This window comes from Rhodobacter sp. CZR27 (assembly GCF_002407205.1).
Lineage (GTDB): Bacteria > Pseudomonadota > Alphaproteobacteria > Rhodobacterales > Rhodobacteraceae > Cereibacter_A.
Map to the genome: position 1 here is coordinate 489,816 of NZ_CP023548.1, position 20,013 is coordinate 509,828.

Sequence of the window (20,013 nt, forward strand, 5' to 3'; positions counted from 1 at the left end):
GATGGCGCTGTCCCCGCTCAACCAGCGCCGCTGGCGGAACTTCAAGGCGAACCGCCGGGCCTACTTCTCGCTCTTCGTCTTCGCGATCCTGTTCGGCCTGTCTCTCTTTGCCGAGCTTCTGGCGAACGACAAGCCGCTGCTGATCAGCTACCGCGGCAGTCTCTACACCCCGATCACGCAGTTCTACCCCGAGACCACCTTCGGCGGCGACTTCCAGACCGAGGCCGCCTATCGCGACCCGGAAGTACGCTGCCTGATCGTCTCAGGGGGGCACGAGGCCTGCTGGGACGATCCCGAGGGCGTCGAGGCCGAGGCCAAGGGGGGCACGGTCGAGGGCCAGCCGATCGAGCGCGGCTGGATCCTCTGGCCACCGATCCCCTATAGCTACGACACGATCAACGACATCGGCCGTGCGGCACCCTCGCCGCCGGATGCCGACCACTGGCTCGGCACCGACGACACGGCGCGCGACGTGCTGGCGCGGGTGATCTACGGCTTCCGCCTGTCGGTCGCCTTCGCGTTGATCGTGACCTTCCTCACCTCGGCCATCGGCATCGCCGCGGGCGCCGTGCAGGGCTATTTCGGCGGGCTGACCGACCTGATCTTCCAGCGGGTGATCGAACTCTGGGGCTCCACGCCCTCGCTCTACATCATCATCATCGTGGCCGCGATCTGGCAGATGAACTTCTGGCTGCTGGTGGGGCTGATGGTGCTTTTCGGCTGGACGAGCCTGATCGGCGTCGTCCGGGCCGAGTTCCTGCGGGCGCGGAACTTCGAGTACGTCCGGGCGGCGCGGGCGCTTGGAGTGGCGGACGGGGTGATCATGTTCCGCCACGTCCTGCCCAACGCGATGGTCGCCACGCTGACCATGCTGCCCTTCATCATCACCGGCACCATCGGCAGCCTTGCCGCGCTCGACTTCCTCGGCTTCGGGCTGCCGTCGAACGCGCCCTCGCTGGGCGAGTTGACGCTGCAGGCCAAGCAGAACCTGCAGGCGCCGTGGCTGGGTTTCACCGCCTTCTTCGCCTTCGCGATCATGCTCTCGCTGATGGTGTTCATCTTCGAGGGTGTCCGCGACGCCTTCGATCCGCGAAAGACCTTCCGATGAGCGTGCTTCAGGTTCAGGACCTCACCGTCCGCTTCCGGCAGGACGGGCGGATCGTCGAGGCGGTGAAGCGGGTGAGCTTCTCGGTCGGCCGCGGCGAAACCGTCGCGCTGGTCGGCGAAAGCGGCTCGGGCAAGTCGGTAACGGCGCTTTCCACCGTCTCGCTCCTGCCCGACAGCGCCGAGGTCACGGGATCGGTGCTCTACGAGGGGCGCGAGATGGTCGGCGCGCCCGAGGCCAGCCTGCGCAAGGTGCGCGGCAACGACATCAGCTTCATCTTCCAGGAGCCGATGACCTCGCTCAACCCGCTCCACACCATCGAGCGGCAGATCGGCGAGAGCCTTGCGCTGCATCAGGGGCTGGTCGGGGCTGCGGCTCGGGCGCGTATCCTCGACCTCTTGACCAAGGTCGGCATCCGCGATGCGGTAAGCCGGCTCGGCGCCTATCCGCATCAGCTCTCGGGCGGGCAGCGGCAGCGGGTGATGATCGCGATGGCGCTGGCGAACGGGCCGGACCTGTTGATCGCGGACGAGCCGACGACCGCGCTCGACGTGACGATCCAGGCGCAGATCCTCGACCTGCTGGCGGAACTGAAGCGCACCGAGGGGCTGAGCCTTCTCTTCATCACCCATGACCTCGGCGTGGTGCGGCGGATCGCCGACCGGGTCTGCGTGATGCAGGGCGGCGAGATCGTCGAGCAGGGTCCGGCCGCGCAGATCTTCGCTGCGCCGAAACACCCCTACACGCAGAAGCTGCTCGCGGCAGAGCCAAAGGGTCGGCCCGATCCGGTGCCCGAAGGCGCGGCCGAGATCGTGCGCACCGAGGGGCTGCGTGTCTGGTTCCCGATCCAGAAGGGGCTTCTGAAGCGCACCGTGGGGCATGTGAAGGCGGTGAACGGCGCGACGCTCTCGATCCGCGCGGGCGAGACGCTGGGCGTGGTGGGCGAAAGCGGATCGGGCAAGACGACGCTCGCACTGGGGCTTCTGAGGCTGATCGAGTCGGAGGGGCCGATCGTCTTCCTCGGCCAGCCGATCCACACCCGCCCGGGCCGTGCCCTGCGCGACCTGCGCCGCGACATGCAGATCGTGTTCCAGGACCCCTATGGCAGCCTCTCGCCGCGAATGACGGTCGAGCAGATCATTGCCGAGGGCCTTGGGGTGCATGGCGTCGAGAAGGGGCGCGACCGCCGCGACATGGTGGCCGAGATCATGACCGAGGTCGGCCTCGATCCCACGGCCATGGGGCGCTATCCGCACGAGTTCTCGGGCGGGCAGCGCCAGCGCATCGCGATCGCGCGGGCCATGATCCTGCGCCCGAAGTTCGTGGTGCTGGACGAGCCGACCAGCGCGCTCGACATGACCGTGCAGGTGCAGATCGTGGAGCTTCTGCGCGCACTGCAACGCAAGTGGGGCCTCGCCTACCTGTTCATCAGCCACGACCTGCGGGTGATCCGCGCCCTGTCGCACAAGGTCCTGGTCATGAAGGACGGCGATGTCGTGGAGGCCGGCGAAGGCGACGACGTCTTCGAGCGGCCGCAGACCGAATACGCGCGGACGCTGCTGGCCGCCGCCTTCGGTGGAGGGCTCAGCCAGGCGGTTTGACGAGTGCCATGAAGATCCTGTTCGTTCACCAGAACTTTCCCGGCCAGTTCCTGCATCTCGCGCCCGAGCTTGCGCGCCGCGGGCACGAGTGCCTTGCCCTGACCGACGGCACGAACATGCGCGAGGCGCCGATCCCGGTTCTGCGCTACCGGCACGAGACGCCGCTGCCCGATCCGCAGGCGACGCGGCTGGGCCGCAACTACACCCAGATGAGCGACCGCGGCGTGACGGTCGCGCGGGCGGCGGTGCAGTTGCGCGACCAGCGCGGCTATCGCCCCGACGTGATCTTCGGCCATTCCGGCTGGGGCGAGACGCTGTTCCTGAAGGAGGTCTGGCCCGAGGCGAAACTCCTGATCTACGCCGAGTTCTACTATCGCGGCATCGGGCAGGACGTGGCCTTCGATCCCGAGTTCGACCGCCGCGGCTTCGACGCGGTGATGATCGCGCAAGGTCGTGCGGCGCATCTGGGGCAGGCGCTGCTGCATGCGGATGCGGGGCTGTCGCCGACGCTGTGGCAGGCCTCGACCTATCCTGCGCCGCTCAGGCGGATGATCGAGGTGATCCACGACGGGGTGGACACGCAGGCGGTGGCGCCCGATCCCGGCGCGGGCTTTGCGCTGCCCGATGGCCGCGTGCTGAGGCCCGGCGACGAGGTTCTGACCTTCGTGAACCGCAACCTCGAGCCCTATCGCGGCTACCACGTCTTCCTGCGTGCCCTGCCCGCGGTGCTGGCGGCGCGGCCCGATGCGCAGGTGGTGCTGGTCGGCGGCGACGGCGTGAGCTATGGCCCGGCGCCGGCGGAAGGCACGTGGAAGGAGCGCATTCTGGCCGAGGTCGGCGACCGCCTCGACCTCTCGCGGCTGCATTTCGTCGGCCGCGTGCCCTACGACCGGTTCAAGGCGCTGATGCAGGTCAGCCGGGCGCATGTCTACATGACCTATCCGTTCGTGCTGTCCTGGTCGATGCTCGAGGCGATGTCGGCGGGGGCGCTGGTCATCGGCTCGCGCACTGCGCCGGTCGAGGAGGTGATCCGCCACGGCATGAACGGGCTTCTGGTCGATTTCTTCGACGTGAAGGGCTGGTCCGAGGTGATGACCGAGGCGCTGGCCGACCCGGACCGCTTCCGCCCCCTGCGCGATGCGGCGCGTGAGACGATCCTGAGCCGCTACGACCTGCGCTCGGTCTGCCTGCCGAGGATGGTGGAGTTCGTGGAGCGCTTCGCGCCGCACGCCTGAGCGCCCGGCCATGGCGGGGGCCGCGACCCCGAACCGAGCCTGATCGCCCTGCCCGGGGGCCGTCAACCCGGGTGGTTTCAGGCTGGCACCCCCGGCCTCAGCGGGTTCTGGTCATAGGCGTCGAAGCGCCGTGCGATCATGCGGGTGAGGGCGCGACCCGAGGGCGCGATCTCCAGCCCGTATCCGGTGATCTCGACGACTTCGGGAAAGTCGAGCGCCACCGCCCGGAACATCGCCTCCAGCCGCTCGGGCGCGATGCCGAACCGGGCGAGGATCCGGGCGCGGCTGATCCGGAACTCGCACATCAGCTGTTCGATCATCCGGCCGCGCAGCCGGTCCTCGTCGGACAGGATGTGCCCGCGCATGGTCGAGAAATGGCCGGCGCGGATCGCCCGCATGTGGTCCGAGGTGCTGGCGGCGTTCTGCGTGAAGCCCTGCGGAAACCGCGAGATCGCCGAAGCGCCGAGGCCCACGAGCACCTCGGCCGGGTCGTCGGTGTAGCCATTGAAGCTGCGCCGCAGCCGCCCCTCGGCCGGCAGCCGGGCGAGGGCATCGCCGGGCCGCGCGAAATGGTCGATCCCGACCTCGGTGTAGCCGTCCCACAGGAACAGCTCGCGCGCGGTCTGGAACAGCTCCAGCCGCTCCTCGGGCCGGGGCAGCGTGTCCGAGGAGATCATCAGTTGCCGGCGCGACATCCACGGCACATGGGCATAGCCGTAGAGCGCCACCCGGTCGGGCGCTAGGGCAAGCAGCTTCTGCACCGTGCTGGCAATGCCCAGCTGCGTCTGATTCGGCAGGCCGAACAGGATGTCGGCGGTCAGGCCCGCGACATCCCGGTCCCGCAGCATCTCGACCAGCCGGAGGGTGACGTCGTAGCCCTGTTCGCGGCCGATGATCTTCTGGATTGCGGGGTCGAAATCCTGCACGCCGATCGAGACGCGGTTCATGCCGCACTCGACCAGCGCATCAAGGCGCGCGGCGTCGATCTCGTTGGGATCGACCTCCACCGAAAACTCGGTGTCCGGAGCTGCGGGGATGGCGTCGCGGATGGCCGAAACCAGTTCAACGATCAGATGCGGCGGCAGCAGCGTCGGAGTGCCGCCGCCCCAGTGCAGCCGCGACAGCCGGATGCCGGGCGCCAGCCTCGCCTGAAGCAGGGCGATCTCGGACTTCAGGGCTGCGGCATAGGCGCGCACCGGCGCATCGGAACTCGTCCCCTGCGTGCGGGATGCGCAGAACCAGCACAACCTGCGGCAAAACGGAACGTGCAGGTATAGCGATATTGAACTGCCGGCCGGAATCGCCGAGATCCATTCGCCATGAAGGCGGTCGGTCACGCCGGAACCGAAGTGCGGCACGGTCGGGTAGCTCGTGTAGCGCGGCACGCGGGCGTCAAAGAGCCCGAATTTTGCAAGTTGAGAAACCGACTGCATCGACTTTCGCTAGGCGCGAAACTCGTTTATTGCTTTGATTCAGATCAAGCGGGGAAACGGCATGACGCTGCTCGAAGTCCCAACAATCCTCCACCGCTGCGGCGACTGTCCGATCCGTCACCGTGCCGTCTGCGCACGGTGCGATACGGATGAACTCGCGACGCTGGAGCAGATCAAGTACTACCGCAGCTATCAGGCTGGGCAGACCGTGATCTGGTCGGGGGACAAGATGGATTTCGTGGCCTCGGTGGTGACCGGGATCGCCACGCTGACCCAGACGATGGAGGATGGCCGGCGCCAGATGGTGGGCCTGCTGCTGCCCTCGGACTTCGTGGGGCGTCCGGGACGCCAGACCGTGGCCTATGACGTGACCGCGACCACCGACCTTCTGATGTGCTGCTTCCGCCGCAAGCCGTTCGAGGAGATGATGCAGAAGACGCCCCACGTCGGGCAGCGCCTTCTGGAAATGACGCTGGACGAACTGGATGCCGCGCGAGAGTGGATGCTGCTGCTGGGCCGCAAGACCGCGCGCGAGAAGATCGCAAGCCTGCTTGCCATCATCGCCCGGCGCGACGCGGCGCTGAAGCTGCGCGACCCGAAGGGGCCGTTGACGTTCGACCTGCCGCTCACGCGCGAGGAGATGGCGGATTACCTCGGCCTCACGCTCGAGACGGTCAGCCGGCAGGTCTCGGCGCTGAAGCGCGACGGGGTGATCTCGCTGGAAGGCAAGCGCCACGTGATCGTGAACGATTTCGCCCGGCTTCTGGAAGAGGCGGGCGACGACAGTGACGGCGGCCTTCTGGTCTGAAGCGAAGGGCCCGCCCCCGGGAGGGGCGGGCGAAGTGGGCGCATCACCGAGCGTCAGTGCGCCATCAGGACCGGCACTTCGGCCAGTTCCAGCATGTCACGGGTCGCCCCGCCGATGATCGCCTCGCGGAAGCGCGAGTGCCCGTAGGCACCCATCACGAGAAGATCGCCATTCTGGTCGCGCACATGGCGCGCGATCACGTCCGAGACGCGCGGCAGCGTCTTGGCAAGCACCGAGACCTCGGCGCGCACGCCGTGCCGTACGAGCATCTGGCACAGTGCGCCGCCCGGGTCCGACCGCTCGGCGCCATGGGCCGAGGGATCGACGATGACGATGTTCACCACCTCGGCCCGCAGCAGGAAGGGCATGGCCTTGCGCACCGCGGTCAGGGCCTCGCGGCTCTGGTCCCAGGCGATGATGATGCGATTGCCGTAGTGATCGCTGAGGCTCGCGTCGTCGGGAATCACCAGCACGGGCGCCTGACCCTCGAACAGCGCGGCCTCGACCACGGCCTCGGCCTCGGCGCCGCGGCCCTTGCCGTAGGGGCGCGGCAGCACCACGAGATCGGCGAAGCGCGAGCGCATCGCCACGAGGCCGCTGAGGCCGCCCATCTGCGCCACCGCCGTCTCGACCGAGCTGCGCAGCGTGACGGGCTGCGCGGCCAGCGCCGCCCGCGCGGCCTTTTCGACGGCCTGCGCCTCCTGTTCGGCGCGTTCCAGCGCCATCTGCAGCACCACCGCGGTGCCGCCCATGTTGTAGTAGGCCACCTGGGTCCCGTCGATTCCGAGGGCGAGAACGTCAAGATGAGCGTCTTCCGCCAGCGCGAGACGCGACGCCACCGAGAGCACGGGTTCCACCCGATCGGGCGAAGTGGCCACGGAAAGCAGGGATTTGTAGGCCATTTCACAATCTCCAGCCGAAAGCTTCCGACCCGGATGTTGTGATCGAAAGGGGCTTTGTTCCTTGATGCTGATCAAGTATCAGAGCCGAAACCATTGACATGGATCAAGGCAGAATCCGCGACACGCCGCCACACACGGCCTGTCGATTAGCATCGGCCGGGGGAGTCGGCCTAGCGAAGACGAAGGGACGCAAGATGTGGGATTATGTTAAGTTGGTCGCGCTAGGCGTGATCGCGCTATGTGCCGCGATCGCCGCCAACTACGCGCGCGACCTTGCATACATGGTGAACGCCGTAACGGTCATGCTGGTGGCTGGCGGCCTTTTCCTCTGGCAGGTGCGCAGGGTGGGGAACGATGTTCGTCCCCAGCCGGTGTTGCAGACCGAGTATATGGACGGGGTCATCCGCTACGGCGTGGTGGCGACCGCCTTCTGGGGTGTCGTCGGCTTCCTGGTGGCCGTCATCATCGCGTTCCAGCTGGCCTTCCCGTCGCTCAACTTCGAATGGGCGCAGGGCTATCTGAACTTCGGGCGCCTGCGTCCGCTGCACACCTCGGCGGTGATCTTCGCCTTCGGCGGCAACGCCCTGATCGCGACGAGCTTCTACGTGGTGCAGCGCACCTCGGCCGCGCGGCTCTGGGGTGGCAACCTCGGCTGGTTCGTGTTCTGGGGCTACAACCTCTTCATCGTGCTGGCCGCCTCGAGCTACCTGCTCGGCGCCACCCAGTCGAAGGAATACGCCGAGCCGGAATGGTACCTCGACCTGTGGCTGACGATCGTCTGGGTCGCCTATCTCGCCGCGTTCCTGGGCACGATCATCAAGCGCAAGGAACCCCACATCTACGTGGCGAACTGGTTCTACCTGAGCTTCATCGTCACCGTGGCGATGCTGCACATCTTCAACAACCTGTCGATCCCCGTCTCGTTCTTCGGCTCGAAGTCCGTCCAGGTCTTCTCGGGCGTGCAGGACGCCATGGTGCAGTGGTGGTATGGCCACAACGCCGTGGGCTTCTTCCTGACAGCCGGCTTCCTCGGCATGATGTACTACTTCGTGCCGAAGCAGGCCGAGCGTCCGGTCTACAGCTACAAGCTGTCGATCGTGCACTTCTGGGCGCTGATCTTCCTCTACATCTGGGCCGGCCCGCACCACCTGCACTACACCGCGCTGCCCGACTGGGCCTCGACGCTCGGCATGGTGTTCTCGATCATGCTGTGGATGCCGTCGTGGGGTGGCATGATCAACGGCCTGATGACGCTCTCGGGCGCCTGGGACAAGCTGCGCACCGACCCGATCATCCGCATGATGGTGGTCTCGATCGGCTTCTACGGCATGTCGACCTTCGAAGGCCCGATGATGTCGATCAAGGCCGTGAACTCGCTCAGCCACTACACCGACTGGACCATCGGTCACGTCCACTCCGGCGCGCTTGGCTGGAACGGCATGATCACCTTCGGCGCGCTCTACTTCCTGACGCCGAAACTGTGGAACAAGGAACGGCTCTACAGCCTCAGCCTCGTCTCGTGGCACTTCTGGCTCGCCACCATCGGCATCGTGCTCTACGCCTCGTCGATGTGGGTCTCGGGCATCATGGAAGGCCTGATGTGGCGTGAAGTGGATGCGAACGGCTTCCTCGTGAACGCCTTCGCCGACACCGTGGCCGCCAAGTTCCCGATGAACGTGGTCCGCGGTCTGGGTGGCGTGCTCTACCTGACCGGCGCGCTGATCATGTGCTACAACCTGTGGAAAACCGTGACGACCGCGCCTGCCCGGGCGCTGCGTCCCACGGCCGTTCCCGCTGAGTGACGGAGGGGACGACCATGGGTATCCTCGCAAAACACAAGATCCTCGAAACCAACGCCACGCTGCTGCTGATCTTCAGCTTCCTCGTGGTCACCATCGGCGGCCTGGTGCAGATCGTGCCGCTGTTCTACCTCGAGAACACGATCGAGAAGGTGGAAGGGGTTCGCCCCTACACCCCGCTCGAACTCGCGGGGCGCGACGTCTACATCCGCGAGGGCTGCTACGTCTGCCACAGCCAGATGGTCCGCCCGATGCGCGACGAGGTGGAGCGCTACGGCCACTACAGCCTGGCGGCCGAGTCGATGTACGATCACCCCTTCCAGTGGGGCTCCAAGCGCACCGGCCCGGACCTCGCCCGGGTGGGTGAGCGCTACTCGGACGAGTGGCACGTCGACCACCTGACCAACCCGCAGTCGGTGGTGCCGGAATCCATCATGCCGAAATACGGCTTCCTCTCGCATCGCGAGATCGACGGCCGCTACATCCAGGACGTGATGACCGTCCACCGGACGGTCGGCACGCCCTACACGGACGATATGATGGAAGCCGCGGTGGCCGACTTCAAGGTGCAGGCGGATCCGAACGGGGACAGCGAAGGGCTGCTCGAGCGCTATGGCAAGGCCGCGGTGCGCAACTTCGACGGCCAGCCGCAGCTGACCGAGATGGACGCGCTGGTCGCCTACCTGCAGGTGCTGGGCACGATGGTCGACTTCTCGACCTTCACCCCCGACGCGAGCCGGTAGGAGGGGCGGGCATGGATACCTACAGCCTGCTGCGCAGCTTCGCCGACAGCTGGATGCTGCTCGTCCTGACGCTGTTCTTCGTGGGCGTGGTGTTCTGGGCCTGGCGTCCCGGCAGCCGCAAGCATCATGACGAGGCTGCCAACGCGATCTTCCGCCACGAGACGAAACCCGCCGATGACGACCCCGAGTCGTCGTCCGAGGAGGCGAGGAAATGAGTGTGAAACCGACGAAACCGAAGTCCGGCGAGCCGCCGACCACCGGCCATTCCTGGGATGGCATTCAAGAGTACGACAACCCGATGCCGCGCTGGTGGCTGTGGACCTTCTACGCCTGCATCATCTGGGCGGTGGGCTACTCGCTGCTCTATCCGGCCTGGCCGCTGGTGAAGGCGGCCACTCCGGGCCTGCTCGGGGCCTCGACCCGGCAGGACGTGGAGCAGGAGATCCAGGCCTTTGCCGAGGCGAACGCGGCCATCCGGCAGAAGCTGGTCGAGACCGACCTGACCGCCATCGCGGCCGATCCCGACCTGCGCCAGTATGCCACCAACGCCGGTGCCGCGGTGTTCCGCACCAACTGCCAGCAGTGCCACGGGTCGGGTGCTGCGGGCGTGCAGGGGCAGGGCTATCCCAACCTGCTCGACGACGATTGGCTGTGGGGCGGCGACATCGAGTCGATCCACACCACGATCACGCACGGCATCCGCAACACCACCGACGCCGAGGCGCGCTATTCCGAGATGCCGCGCTTCGGGGCGGACGAGCTGCTGGACGCCACGCAGATCGGCCAGGTGGTCGAGCATGTGCTGGCGCTGTCCGGGCAGGACCATGACGCGGCGCTCGCCGCCGAAGGCGCCACGGTCTTCGCCGACAACTGCGCCGCCTGCCACGGCGAGGACGGCGCGGGCAGCCGCGATGTGGGCGCCCCGAACCTGACCGACGCGATCTGGCTTTACGGCGGCGACCGCGACAAGCTGACCGAGACGGTGACCTATGCCCGGTTCGGCGTCATGCCGAACTGGAACGCCCGCCTCTCCGAAGCCGACATCCGCGCGGCGGCCGTCTATGTCCACGGCCTTGGCGGCGGCGAATAAGTGCTGAACGGCCCGCGGGGGCAGCCCCGCGGGCCGGCGCCTTCTCCTCACCCATGTTCAGGTGTTCCGAGTGCGAGGGGTCGGCGCCTTCCTGTCCCGACGACAGGCGCAGATGGTCCTTGCTGCCGTGAATGATGTATCACGGATGCGTAATTTTGATGGATGTCAAGTTGCGCGGGCCGACCGGTCTGATAGCACCCGGAACATCAAAGCAGCCGGAGTCCGCCGTGACCAGCCCCGATACCGAAACGACCAGCCTCTATGCCAAGCGGGAACCCATCTTCCCCAAGCGGGTGAGCGGCAAGTTCCGCGCCCTGAAGTGGTGGATCATGGGGGTGACGCTGGGCATCTACTACCTCGCGCCGTGGATCCGCTGGGACCGCGGGCCGAACCTGCCCGATCAGGCGATCCTCGTCGACATCGCGAACCGGCGCTTCTTCTTCTTCATGATCGAGATCTGGCCGCACGAATTCTACTTCGTGGCGGGCCTGCTGATCATGGCGGGGCTTGGCCTCTTCCTGTTCACGGCGGCCGCCGGGCGGGTCTGGTGCGGTTATGCCTGCCCGCAGACCGTGTGGACCGACCTCTACATCCTCGTGGAACGCTGGATCGAGGGTGACCGCAACGCCCGCATCCGCCTGCTGCGGCAGGAGTGGAACGCCGAGAAGATCCGCAAGCGGCTGTCCAAATGGACGCTGTGGCTGCTGATCGGCCTCGCGACCGGCGGGGCCTGGGTGTTCTACTTCACCGACGCGCCGACGCTGCTGGTCGATCTCTTCACCGGCAACGCCCACCCCGTGGCCTACATCACCGTGGCGACGCTGACGGCCACGACCTTCGCCTTCGGCGGCTTCGCGCGCGAGCAGATCTGCATCTACGCCTGCCCCTGGCCGCGCATCCAGGCCGCGATGATGGACGAGGAGACCATCACCGTCGCCTACCGCGAATGGCGGGGCGAGCCGCGCGGCAAGCTGAAGAAGGGCGAGCCGATCGACCCCGCGCAGGGTGACTGCATCGACTGCATGGCCTGCGTGAACGTCTGCCCGATGGGCATCGACATCCGCGACGGCCAGCAACTCGCCTGCATCACCTGCGCGCTCTGCATCGACGCCTGCGACGAGGTGATGGACAAGATCGGCAAGCCGCCGAGCCTCATCGGCTACCTCGCCCTGACGGACGAGCGGGCCGAGCGCGAGGGGCAGAAACCGCGCTCCGCCTGGCGCCATGTGTTCCGCGTGCGGACGCTGATCTACACCGCGCTCTGGTCGGGGATCGGCGTGGCGCTGGTGGTCGCGCTCTTCCTGCGCTCGCCCATCGACATCAACGTGACGCCGCTGCGCAACCCGACCTATGTCACGCTCTCGGACGGTTCGATCCGCAACACCTATGACCTGCGCCTGCGCAACAAGCAGGGCGACGACCGCAAGTATCAGATCTCGCTGACCAGCGAGGCCGACCTGTCGCTTTCGCTGGAGGGGGCAGAGGGGTCCGTGGTAACCGTTCCTGCCAACGAGACCATGACGCAGCGCGTATATGTCATCGCGGACAAGTCCAGCGCCGCGGCAGACGCCGAGCGGACAGATCTCCGGCTCTGGGTCGAGGACCTGACGGCAAGCGAGCGCGTGCACCACGACACGATCTTCAACGGAAGGGGCAACTGACATGGCCGAACTGACCGGGCGCAAGGTTCTGGCGATCACCGTGGGCGCCTTCGCAGTGATCATCGCCGTGAACGTCGTGATGGCGGTCAAGGCGGTCTCGACTTTCCCCGGTCTCGAGGTCGCGAACTCCTATGTCGCGAGCCAGACCTTCGATGCCGAGCGCACGGCGCAGCAGGCGCTCGGCTGGAGGCTGGAGGCGGATTATGACCCGGAAGCGCAGGAACTGATCCTGCGCTTTGCCGATGCCGAGGGGCGCCCGGCCGCGGTCCAGACGCTCGACGTGCTGGTGGGACGCACCACCGAATCGCGCGAGGATCGCCGGCCGGACTTCGTGCTGCGCTCCGGCGCCTTCCGGGCGCCGGTCGCCCTCGGGCATGGCAAGTGGATGCTGCAGATCGAGGCGACCTCCGCCGCCGGCACGCCGTTCCGCCAGCGCCTCGACCTTTTCGTGCAGGGCTGAGCAATGACCGTCGCGGAGCGCCTCGACCTTCCCCCGGCTGACGTGCCCGCTTCGGCCTCGGCCTGTCCCGCCTGTGTCGCGGCGCCCTCGGCCGAAAGGCTTGCCGCGATGGCTGCCCCGGCCTCGGGTCGGCTGGTCCTGTCGCTGCCGACGGCGCATTGTGCCGCCTGCATGACGACCGTCGAGGGCGGGCTCGAGGCGCTGCCGGGCGTGCGCTCGGCGCGGGTGAACCTGACCCTGCGCCGGGTCTCGGTCGATGCCGAGCCCGACGTGACTGCCGCCGACCTGATCGAGGTGCTGGCCGGGCTCGGCTACGAGGCGCACGAGCTGGACGCCGGCCTCCTGTCGGCCACCGAGACCGACCGTCAGGGCCGCGACCTGCTGATGCGCCTCGGTGTCGCCGGCTTCTCGATGATGAACGTGATGCTCTTGTCGGTCGCGGTCTGGTCGGGGGCCGAGAACGCCACGCGCGACCTGTTCCACTGGATCTCGGCCGCCATCGCGCTGCCCACCGTGGTCTTTGCCGGGCAGCCCTTCTTCCGCAGCGCCTGGGCCGCGCTGCGCGTCGGGCGGCTGGGCATGGACGTGCCGATCTCGCTCGCCATCATCCTCGCCTCGTCGATCTCGCTGTTCGAGACCTTCCACTCCGGCCATCACGCCTATTTCGACGCGGCGGTGATGCTGACCTTCTTCCTGCTCGCCGGGCGCTATCTCGACCACCGCACCCGCGCCGTCGCCCGCTCGGCCGCCGAGGAGCTGGCCGCACTCGAGGTGCCGCGCGCCATCGTGCTGCGCGACGGGGCCGAGGTCACGGTGCCGATCGCCGAGCTTGCAGCGGGAGAGTTGGTCCGTGTCCGTCCTGGCGGGCGGATGCCGGTCGATGGCGTGGTGACCGAGGGCTTTTCCGAACTCGACCGCTCGCTTCTGACCGGCGAGAGCCTGCCGCTGCAGGCGGCTCCCGAGATGGTGGTTTCGGCGGGCGAGGTGAACCTGACCGGCCCGCTGACCGTCCGCGTCACGGCGGCGGGACGCGACTCGTCGCTGCACCGGATGGCCGATCTGGTGGCGGTCGCGGAGAGTGCCAAGACCCGCTACACCTCGCTGGCCGAGCGCGCCTCGCGGCTCTATTCCCCGCTTGTGCATCTTCTGTCCTTCTCCGCCTTCGGGGTCTGGATGTGGATCACCAACGGCGACATCCGAACCTCGATCAACATCTCGGCCGCCGTCCTCATCATCACCTGCCCCTGCGCGCTGGGGCTTGCCGTGCCGGCGGTCGTGACCGCGGCGAGCGGCCGGCTGTTCCGCATGGGGCTGCTGATCAAGCACGGCACGGCGCTCGAGCGGCTGGCCGAGGTCGATACGTTGGTGTTCGACAAGACCGGCACGCTGACGATGGGGACGCCCGAGCCGACCAACATCGCCTCGCATCCGCGCGCCGATCTCGAGGTGGCCGCCGCGCTGGCCGGGGCCTCATCCCATCCGCTGGCGCAGGCGCTTTCGGCCGCGGCCAGGGCGGCCGGCATCCATCCTGCGGCCGTCACCGATCTGCGCGAGGTGCCCGGCTTTGGTGTCGAGGGGCAATTCCACGGCCGCACGGTGCGGCTTGGCCGGGCCGAATGGGTCGGGGCGGAGCCGGTTTCGGTGACGGCGACCTACCTCACGGCCGGGGCCGGGACCCGCGCCTTCACCTTCACCGACCGCCTGCGTCCCGGCGCGGAACAGGCGGTGCGGGCGCTGTCTGCCCAGGGCAAGCGGCTTCTGCTGCTGTCGGGTGATACCGAGGCCGCGGTGGCCGGCCTCGCTGGCCGGCTCGGCATCGCGGAATGGCAGTCGGGCGCGCTGCCCGAGGCGAAGGCCGCCCGGGTTTCGGCGCTGACGGCCGAGGGGCGGCGCGTGCTGATGGTGGGCGACGGGCTGAACGACACGGCGGCGCTGGCGGCAGCGCATGTGTCGATCTCGCCGGCCTCGGCGCTTGATGCGGCACGTGTGGCCTCGGACATCGTGCTGCTGGGTCAGGACATGTCACCCATTGCCGATGCGCTGCGGATCTCGGTCAAGGCCACGCGCCGGATCAAGGAGAACTTCGCGATCTCGGCGGGCTACAACGTGGTGGCGGTGCCGCTGGCGCTGGTGGGGCTCGCCACGCCGCTGGCCGCGGCGCTGGCCATGTCGCTGTCCTCGATCAGCGTCTCGCTGAATGCGCTCAGGGTGAAGTGATGGATATCCTGGCCTACCTGATCCCGGTCTCGCTTTTCCTGGGCGGTCTTGGCCTTGCCGCCTTCTTCTGGTCGCTCAAGGCGCGGCAGTATGACGATCCCGAGGGCGATGCGAACCGCATCCTGAAGACGGATTACGACGACCATCCCCGCCCCTGAGCCCGGAAGGCCCGCCCTCGACCGACGGCGGGCTTCTGGCATTGAAGGGGCGGTCGTCGGCTCCATTCCTGCACCGGACATGGGAAAGGCCCGCGCCTGTGGGCTGCGGGCCTTGCTGCGGAATCGTTTCAGCTCGTGAGGGTCACGGGCCGATGGCGAAGCACTGGATGGCGCGGGCCTGCAGGCGGCGGCAGGCCAGATCCGCCTCTTCCTGGGTCAGGCCCATGAAATTCGCGTCATAGCCGCCCGAGCGTTCCATGATCTTGCGCAGCCCGTCGTTCAGCGTGCCGCTTTCGGCCAGCGCGATCCGCATGAGCTGGCGCTCGGCCGCGCTGCGCGACGGGAAGCGGCCCACGTTCACGCCCCAGTGCCGCCCGCCCGAGGTCGACATCCGCGTGATCACCTCGGGCGAGGTGGGCACCGGCGAGGGAGAGGCGGCCGCCAGCCGCATCGCCGGACGCTCGCGCGGCGCGAGGCCCGAGTCCGAGCCTTCGCCTTCCAGCGCGACCGCCTGCGCCACCTGCATCGCGACGTCGTCCTGCAGGGAGGCCGCCAGCGCCGATTCGATTCCGCCCTGCATCGTGTCCACCTTGGCGGCGGCCGCGATGGCCGCGCTGGAGCCCGGACGGGCGAGGGGACGCGGCGAGCGGGTCAGCACGGTCTGGAGCGGCTGCTCCACCGCGACCGCCTGCGCCGAGGCCACGGCGACCGCGTTCATGTCGATGGGCTCGGGCCGGCGGACTTTCGCGCCGGTCGGCGCCTCGCGGAAGCCGAGGTCGAGCAGCTCGGCCATCTTGGCGTTGCGGTGCGCGGTGCTCTTGCCGCCGAAGACGGTGGCGATGATGCGCTTGTTGCCGCGCTGCGCCGAGGCGGTCAGGTTGTAGCCGGCGGGCGAGGTGTAGCCGGTCTTGATCCCGTCCGCACCCTTGTAGGCGTCAAGGAAGCGCGTGTTGGTGTTCGACACGGTCGCGACGCCCGCATCGGCGGTGCGGCGCGAGAAGATGTTGTAGTATTGCGGGAAATCGAAGAACAGCCGCCGGCCCAGCAGGTTCATGTCGCGCGCGGTGGACAGGTGGCCCTCGGCGGTCAGCCCGTTGCAGTTCCGGAAGGTCGAGCCCTTCATCCCGATGGCCTTCGCCGTGCGGTTCATCCGCTCGGCAAAGGCTGCCTCCGACCCGCCGACGGCCTCGCAGATCGCGGTGGCGGCGTCGTTGGCCGATTTCACGGCGGCGGCCCGGATCAGGTAGCGCAGGGCGATGCGCTGGCCCGCCCGCAGGCCGAGCTTGGAGGGGGGCTCGGCCGCCGCGTTCTTGGTGACCGTCACCATGCTGTCGAGCGAGATCTCGCCCCGCTGGATCGCCTGGAAGGTGATGTAGAGCGTCATCATCTTGGTGAGCGACGCCGGATGGAGACGCGTCGAGGCGTTGGTCTCGTAGAGGGTCTCGCCCGTTCGGGCGTCCATCACGATGGCCGCATAGGGTGCGGCGAGGGCGGATTGCGCCGCCAGAACCCCAGCCGCGGCCACGAATAGCATTTTGCGGACGTACTGCCCCAGATGCGATGTCACGTCGCCTGTCCTTCTGCCTGCCTCGTTTCCGCCGGTTCTTTTTTGATCGTCCGGGGAGATTGTTGATTTGCCGCCGACGCTAGCACAGGCGTCGATTCAGGAAAACCCCTGAGTTTCAAGGGGTTTTCACGGGCTGTTCATCGGCTGTGGCAGATCTGGGGCAGCCGGGGCCAAGAACCTCAAGTTATGGGAAATTCCCGTTAAGCCGATCCACCAGCGCCGGCAGCCCGCCCAGGTCGGGCAGGGTGAAGAAGCGCGGATGACCGTCCGGCGGATCGGCATGTTCCAGCGCCCAGGTCAGGCCATGCGGCACATGCACGCCGAATCCCCCGGCGGCAATCGGGGGAATGACGTCCGATTTCAACGAGTTACCAACCATCAGCGCGCGCTCCGGCCCGTCGCCGTGCCGCCGGAAGATCCGCTCGTAGACCGGAGTGGTCTTGTCCGAGACGATCTCGACCGCGTCGAACAGCTCGCCCAGCTCTGACTGGGCGAGCTTGCGCTCCTGATCAAGAAGATCGCCCTTTGTGACAAGAATGACACGGTGATCGGCCGCCAGCGCCTCCACGGCCTCGCGCGCATGGGGCAGAAGCTCGATCGGATGGGCCAGCATCTCCTGACCGGCGGCGATGATCTCGCGTATGACATTGGCGGGAACGCGCTCCTCGGTCACCTCGATGGCGGTCTCGATCATCGACAGCATGAAGCCCTTGATGCCGAATCCGTAGTGGCCGAGGTTGCGCCGCTCGGCCGCCAGCAGCCGCTCGTGCAGGTGGTCGGGGCTGGCATGCTGGGCCAGAAGGCCGGTGAACCGCTCCTGAGTGAGTCGATAGAAGGTCTCGTTCTGCCAGAGCGTGTCGTCCGCGTCGAACGCGATGGTGGTGATGCGTCGGTTCATGGCCCCTCCCGCTGCTGCCGGATTACGCAGTTTCCTGCGCGGCCTGCAACGCTTTCCGCGTCATGCGCGCCTCTTTCCGACGCGCGAAAATGGATTATACTGTGCGTCTCGTCCATCCCTTCGAATCCGCGCATCGGCAGGAGCCACGATCTTGACCCTTCGTCCGCTTCAGATGTCCGACAAGACGGGCGGTCCCGGCGACGACACGTCGATCCTGACCAAGACGCGCAGCAAGACGCAGCGGCCGCCGCTGTACAAGGTGCTGCTGCTGAACGACGACTACACGCCGATGGAATTCGTGGTGCATGTGCTGGAACGCTTCTTCGGCCTGAGCCACGCGCAGGCGTTCGAGATCATGCTGACCGTCCACAAGAAGGGGCTCGCCGTCGTGGGCGTGTTCTCGTTCGAGGTGGCCGAGACCAAGGTGGCGCAGGTCATGGACTTCGCCCGCCGGCATCAGCATCCGCTGCAATGCACCATGGAAAAGGAATAGGCCGCAGGCCCCCGCATGCGATCTGCACGGCTGACACTGGCGCTGGAGACAGGCGCGGTGGTGCTGCCTGACGCGGGCAGCATCGCGGTCTATCGTGCGCGCGCCGGCGACGACCTGTCCGCCCTGCCGAAGGATCGCCTGCTGATCGTGCAGGGCTTCCGTCCCGAGCATGATGCCTTCGCGGCGCAGGGCTACCGCGTGGCGGTCGAGGGAGGGCAGGGTCATGCCGCCGCCATCGTCTGCCTGCCACGGTCGCGCGACGAGGCTAGGGCCCTTCTGGCCGAGGCCGCGGCGGCGGTGGAACCGGGCGGGCCCATCGTGGTGGACGGGCAGAAGACCGACGGGATCGAGGCGATCTACCGGGATCTGGGCGAACGGCTTGCGGTCTCGGCCACCCTGTCCAAGGCGCATGGCAAGCTGTTCACCTTCGCGGCGGGGCCGGGGCTCGAGGACTGGGCGGCGCGGCTGACCGCGGTGGAGGGCGGGTTCCGCACCTTGCCCGGAGTCTTCTCGGCCGATGCGCCCGACCGCGGTTCGGCGCTGCTGCTGGCGGCCCTGCCGGCGGAGCTGTCGGGCCGGGTGGTCGACCTTGGAGCCGGCTGGGGCTACCTGTCGCGCGCGGTGCTGGAGCGGCCCCACGTCAAGCGGCTGGACCTGGTCGAGGCCGAGCACGCGGCGCTGGCCTGCGCGCGGCTGAACGTCACCGACCCGCGCGCCTTTTTCCACTGGGCCGACGCGACCCGCTTCCGGCTCTCGAAGGCCGCGGATGTCGTGGTCTGCAACCCGCCTTTCCACACCACGCGCGAGGCCGATCCGGCGCTCGGGCTGGGCTTCCTGCAGGCCGCGGCGCGGCTTCTGCAGCCGCAGGGGGTGCTCTGGCTGGTGGCGAACCGTCACCTGCCCTATGACCGCGGACTTCGCGCGCTGTTCCGCGAGGTCGAGGAGATCGGCGGCGATGCCGCCTTCAGGATCGTCCGCGCCTCCCGGCCCGAGAAGGTCGGCGTATCGCGCGCGTAACGGGAGACACTGCATGTCACTAGTCATTGCCGGCAGGACGGCCATCGTGACCGGGGCCGCCAGCGGCATCGGTCTCGCCGTCGCGCGCCACTTCGTCGACAAGGGGGCGAACGTGATGTTCGTCGACATCGACGAGGCCCGGCTGGAGGACCAGGTGGGCGAGGAAGCCCGCGCCGAAGGTCCCGTCCGCATGTTCGCGGGCGACCTGCGCGAGAAGCTGACCATCACCAACCTGCTCTCGGCGACGGTGGATGCCTTCGACCGGGTGGACATCCTGGTGAACGCGAGCCGGCAGATCGCCACCTCCGATCCGCTCTGCCCCGAGCAGGACGCGGTCGAGACGCTCTTGCAGCAGAACCTGCTGACCAGCCTGCGCCTGACTCAGCTGACCGCCAAGCGCATGATCGCGCGCGCTGAAAAGAGCGAGGAGAAGCCGGCGCAGGTCGGCTCGATCATCAACCTCTCGTCGATCGCCGCGATCCGCACCCAGCCGGAGCTGCTGGCCTATTCGATCAGTTGCGCCGCGGTCGAGCAGATGACGCGCTCGATGGCCGTCGCGCTGGCGCCGAGGGGCATCCGGGTGAACGCGGTCTCCTTCGGCTCGGTCATGAGCGCGAGCCTGCAGAACGCGCTGAAGGACGCGCCCGGGCTGCGCGTCGCGATCACCGAGCGCACGCCGATGAAGCGCATCGCCGCGGCGTCCGAGATCGTCGAGACGGTGCAGTTCCTCGCCTCGGATGCGGCGGCCTTCATGACCGGGCAGGTCGTCACGCTGGACGGCGGGCGCAGCCTGATCGACCCGGCCTGCGCGGCAGTTCACTGAAGG

General features: G+C 67.8%; 19 protein-coding genes. 15 read left to right on the forward strand and 4 right to left on the reverse strand.

Annotated elements, in window-relative coordinates; translation table 11 throughout:
- Position 1 precedes the first annotated feature (1 nt).
- The 3 genes from CK951_RS02590 to CK951_RS02600 are packed head-to-tail and all read left to right on the forward strand — an operon-like array spanning position 2 to position 3,941.
- On the forward strand, positions 2-1,108 hold the full coding sequence (locus CK951_RS02590; RefSeq protein WP_096784679.1) for an ABC transporter permease: 1,107 nt from the start codon (positions 2-4) through the stop codon (positions 1,106-1,108).
- Complete coding sequence (locus CK951_RS02595) at positions 1,105-2,706, forward strand: ABC transporter ATP-binding protein (RefSeq protein ID WP_096784680.1); 1,602 nt, start codon at positions 1,105-1,107, stop codon at positions 2,704-2,706. Before CK951_RS02590 ends, CK951_RS02595 begins: the two co-directional genes overlap by 4 nt.
- A gap of 8 nt (positions 2,707-2,714) precedes the next feature.
- The gene (locus CK951_RS02600; RefSeq protein WP_096784681.1) at positions 2,715-3,941 is read left to right on the forward strand and encodes a glycosyltransferase family 4 protein; all 1,227 of its coding nucleotides are present in this window, start codon (positions 2,715-2,717) and stop codon (positions 3,939-3,941) included.
- A 77-nt stretch (positions 3,942-4,018) separates the two neighbouring features.
- On the opposite strand, the gene hemN is transcribed toward CK951_RS02600, so the two are convergent.
- On the reverse strand, positions 4,019-5,374 hold the full coding sequence (hemN, locus tag CK951_RS02605; RefSeq protein ID WP_096784682.1) for an oxygen-independent coproporphyrinogen III oxidase: 1,356 nt from the start codon (positions 5,372-5,374) through the stop codon (positions 4,019-4,021).
- 61 nt (positions 5,375-5,435) lie between these two features.
- On the opposite strand from hemN, the gene fnrL reads away from it, so the two are divergent.
- A complete protein-coding gene (gene fnrL, locus CK951_RS02610) occupies positions 5,436-6,182 on the forward strand; it encodes a transcriptional regulator FnrL (protein WP_096784683.1) in 747 nt (248 codons plus the stop codon).
- 53 nt (positions 6,183-6,235) lie between these two features.
- On the opposite strand, the gene CK951_RS02615 is transcribed toward fnrL, so the two are convergent.
- The gene (locus CK951_RS02615) at positions 6,236-7,084 is read right to left on the reverse strand and encodes a universal stress protein (protein ID WP_096784684.1); all 849 of its coding nucleotides are present in this window, start codon (positions 7,082-7,084) and stop codon (positions 6,236-6,238) included.
- A gap of 194 nt (positions 7,085-7,278) precedes the next feature.
- Here CK951_RS02615 and ccoN point away from each other — a divergent pair, with 194 nt between their 5' ends.
- The 8 genes from ccoN to ccoS all read left to right on the forward strand — a co-directional run bounded on the left by ccoN (position 7,279) and on the right by ccoS (position 15,212).
- The gene (ccoN, locus tag CK951_RS02620; RefSeq protein WP_096784685.1) at positions 7,279-8,886 is read left to right on the forward strand and encodes a cytochrome-c oxidase, cbb3-type subunit I; all 1,608 of its coding nucleotides are present in this window, start codon (positions 7,279-7,281) and stop codon (positions 8,884-8,886) included.
- 14 nt (positions 8,887-8,900) lie between these two features.
- A complete protein-coding gene (ccoO, locus tag CK951_RS02625; protein ID WP_096784686.1) occupies positions 8,901-9,626 on the forward strand; it encodes a cytochrome-c oxidase, cbb3-type subunit II in 726 nt (241 codons plus the stop codon).
- Positions 9,627-9,637: 11 nt separating this feature from the next.
- On the forward strand, positions 9,638-9,841 hold the full coding sequence (locus CK951_RS02630) for a cbb3-type cytochrome c oxidase subunit 3 (protein ID WP_096784687.1): 204 nt from the start codon (positions 9,638-9,640) through the stop codon (positions 9,839-9,841).
- Positions 9,838-10,716: a cytochrome-c oxidase, cbb3-type subunit III gene (gene ccoP, locus CK951_RS02635; RefSeq protein WP_096784688.1), complete on the forward strand. Its 879-nt coding sequence runs from the start codon at positions 9,838-9,840 to the stop codon at positions 10,714-10,716. Before CK951_RS02630 ends, ccoP begins: the two co-directional genes overlap by 4 nt.
- A 227-nt stretch (positions 10,717-10,943) precedes the next feature.
- Positions 10,944-12,377, forward strand: coding sequence for a cytochrome c oxidase accessory protein CcoG (gene ccoG, locus CK951_RS02640; RefSeq protein WP_096784689.1), 1,434 nt, complete (start codon positions 10,944-10,946; stop codon positions 12,375-12,377).
- A 1-nt stretch (position 12,378) separates the two neighbouring features.
- Complete coding sequence (locus CK951_RS02645; RefSeq protein ID WP_096784690.1) at positions 12,379-12,837, forward strand: FixH family protein; 459 nt, start codon at positions 12,379-12,381, stop codon at positions 12,835-12,837.
- 3 nt (positions 12,838-12,840) lie between these two features.
- Complete coding sequence (locus tag CK951_RS02650) at positions 12,841-15,054, forward strand: heavy metal translocating P-type ATPase (RefSeq protein ID WP_096784691.1); 2,214 nt, start codon at positions 12,841-12,843, stop codon at positions 15,052-15,054.
- Positions 15,054-15,212 (forward strand): cbb3-type cytochrome oxidase assembly protein CcoS, encoded by a 159-nt coding sequence (gene ccoS / locus CK951_RS02655; RefSeq protein ID WP_096784692.1) that lies wholly within the window; start codon positions 15,054-15,056, stop codon positions 15,210-15,212. The genes CK951_RS02650 and ccoS overlap by 1 nt, the downstream gene beginning before the upstream one ends.
- A gap of 142 nt (positions 15,213-15,354) precedes the next feature.
- On the opposite strand, the gene CK951_RS02660 is transcribed toward ccoS, so the two are convergent.
- Together CK951_RS02660 and CK951_RS02665 are read right to left on the reverse strand one after the other, a co-directional pair.
- Positions 15,355-16,746 (reverse strand): D-alanyl-D-alanine carboxypeptidase family protein, encoded by a 1,392-nt coding sequence (locus CK951_RS02660; protein ID WP_198402428.1) that lies wholly within the window; start codon positions 16,744-16,746, stop codon positions 15,355-15,357.
- A 217-nt stretch (positions 16,747-16,963) separates the two neighbouring features.
- Positions 16,964-17,677 carry an HAD family hydrolase gene (locus CK951_RS02665; RefSeq protein ID WP_096784694.1) on the reverse strand — a complete coding sequence of 238 codons (714 nt, stop codon included), beginning with the start codon at positions 17,675-17,677 and terminating at the stop codon, positions 16,964-16,966.
- 172 nt (positions 17,678-17,849) lie between these two features.
- On the opposite strand from CK951_RS02665, the gene clpS reads away from it, so the two are divergent.
- Genes clpS through CK951_RS02680 form a run of 3 tightly spaced genes read left to right on the forward strand, consistent with a single transcriptional unit; the run spans position 17,850 to position 20,010 of the window.
- Positions 17,850-18,170, forward strand: a complete 321-nt coding sequence (clpS, locus tag CK951_RS02670) for an ATP-dependent Clp protease adapter ClpS (protein ID WP_011338417.1) — start codon at positions 17,850-17,852, stop codon at positions 18,168-18,170.
- A 15-nt stretch (positions 18,171-18,185) separates the two neighbouring features.
- A complete protein-coding gene (locus tag CK951_RS02675) occupies positions 18,186-19,187 on the forward strand; it encodes a class I SAM-dependent methyltransferase (RefSeq protein WP_096784696.1) in 1,002 nt (333 codons plus the stop codon).
- 13 nt (positions 19,188-19,200) lie between these two features.
- Positions 19,201-20,010, forward strand: coding sequence for an SDR family NAD(P)-dependent oxidoreductase (locus CK951_RS02680; RefSeq protein WP_096784697.1), 810 nt, complete (start codon positions 19,201-19,203; stop codon positions 20,008-20,010).
- The last annotated feature ends 3 nt before the right edge of the window (positions 20,011-20,013 follow it).

Coding starts and splice junctions, on each gene's coding strand:
- CK951_RS02590 (WP_096784679.1), top strand. CDS start 2: ATGGCGCTGTCCCCGCTCAACCAGCGCCGCTGGCGGAACTTCAAGGCG.
- CK951_RS02595 (WP_096784680.1), top strand. CDS start 1,105: ATGAGCGTGCTTCAGGTTCAGGACCTCACCGTCCGCTTCCGGCAGGAC.
- CK951_RS02600 (WP_096784681.1), top strand. CDS start 2,715: ATGAAGATCCTGTTCGTTCACCAGAACTTTCCCGGCCAGTTCCTGCAT.
- hemN (WP_096784682.1), bottom strand. CDS start 5,374: ATGCAGTCGGTTTCTCAACTTGCAAAATTCGGGCTCTTTGACGCCCGC.
- fnrL (WP_096784683.1), top strand. CDS start 5,436: ATGACGCTGCTCGAAGTCCCAACAATCCTCCACCGCTGCGGCGACTGT.
- CK951_RS02615 (WP_096784684.1), bottom strand. CDS start 7,084: ATGGCCTACAAATCCCTGCTTTCCGTGGCCACTTCGCCCGATCGGGTG.
- ccoN (WP_096784685.1), top strand. CDS start 7,279: ATGTGGGATTATGTTAAGTTGGTCGCGCTAGGCGTGATCGCGCTATGT.
- ccoO (WP_096784686.1), top strand. CDS start 8,901: ATGGGTATCCTCGCAAAACACAAGATCCTCGAAACCAACGCCACGCTG.
- CK951_RS02630 (WP_096784687.1), top strand. CDS start 9,638: ATGGATACCTACAGCCTGCTGCGCAGCTTCGCCGACAGCTGGATGCTG.
- ccoP (WP_096784688.1), top strand. CDS start 9,838: ATGAGTGTGAAACCGACGAAACCGAAGTCCGGCGAGCCGCCGACCACC.
- CK951_RS02645 (WP_096784690.1), top strand. CDS start 12,379: ATGGCCGAACTGACCGGGCGCAAGGTTCTGGCGATCACCGTGGGCGCC.
- CK951_RS02650 (WP_096784691.1), top strand. CDS start 12,841: ATGACCGTCGCGGAGCGCCTCGACCTTCCCCCGGCTGACGTGCCCGCT.
- ccoS (WP_096784692.1), top strand. CDS start 15,054: ATGGATATCCTGGCCTACCTGATCCCGGTCTCGCTTTTCCTGGGCGGT.
- CK951_RS02660 (WP_198402428.1), bottom strand. CDS start 16,746: ATGCTATTCGTGGCCGCGGCTGGGGTTCTGGCGGCGCAATCCGCCCTC.
- CK951_RS02665 (WP_096784694.1), bottom strand. CDS start 17,677: ATGAACCGACGCATCACCACCATCGCGTTCGACGCGGACGACACGCTC.
- clpS (WP_011338417.1), top strand. CDS start 17,850: ATGTCCGACAAGACGGGCGGTCCCGGCGACGACACGTCGATCCTGACC.
- CK951_RS02675 (WP_096784696.1), top strand. CDS start 18,186: ATGCGATCTGCACGGCTGACACTGGCGCTGGAGACAGGCGCGGTGGTG.
- CK951_RS02680 (WP_096784697.1), top strand. CDS start 19,201: ATGTCACTAGTCATTGCCGGCAGGACGGCCATCGTGACCGGGGCCGCC.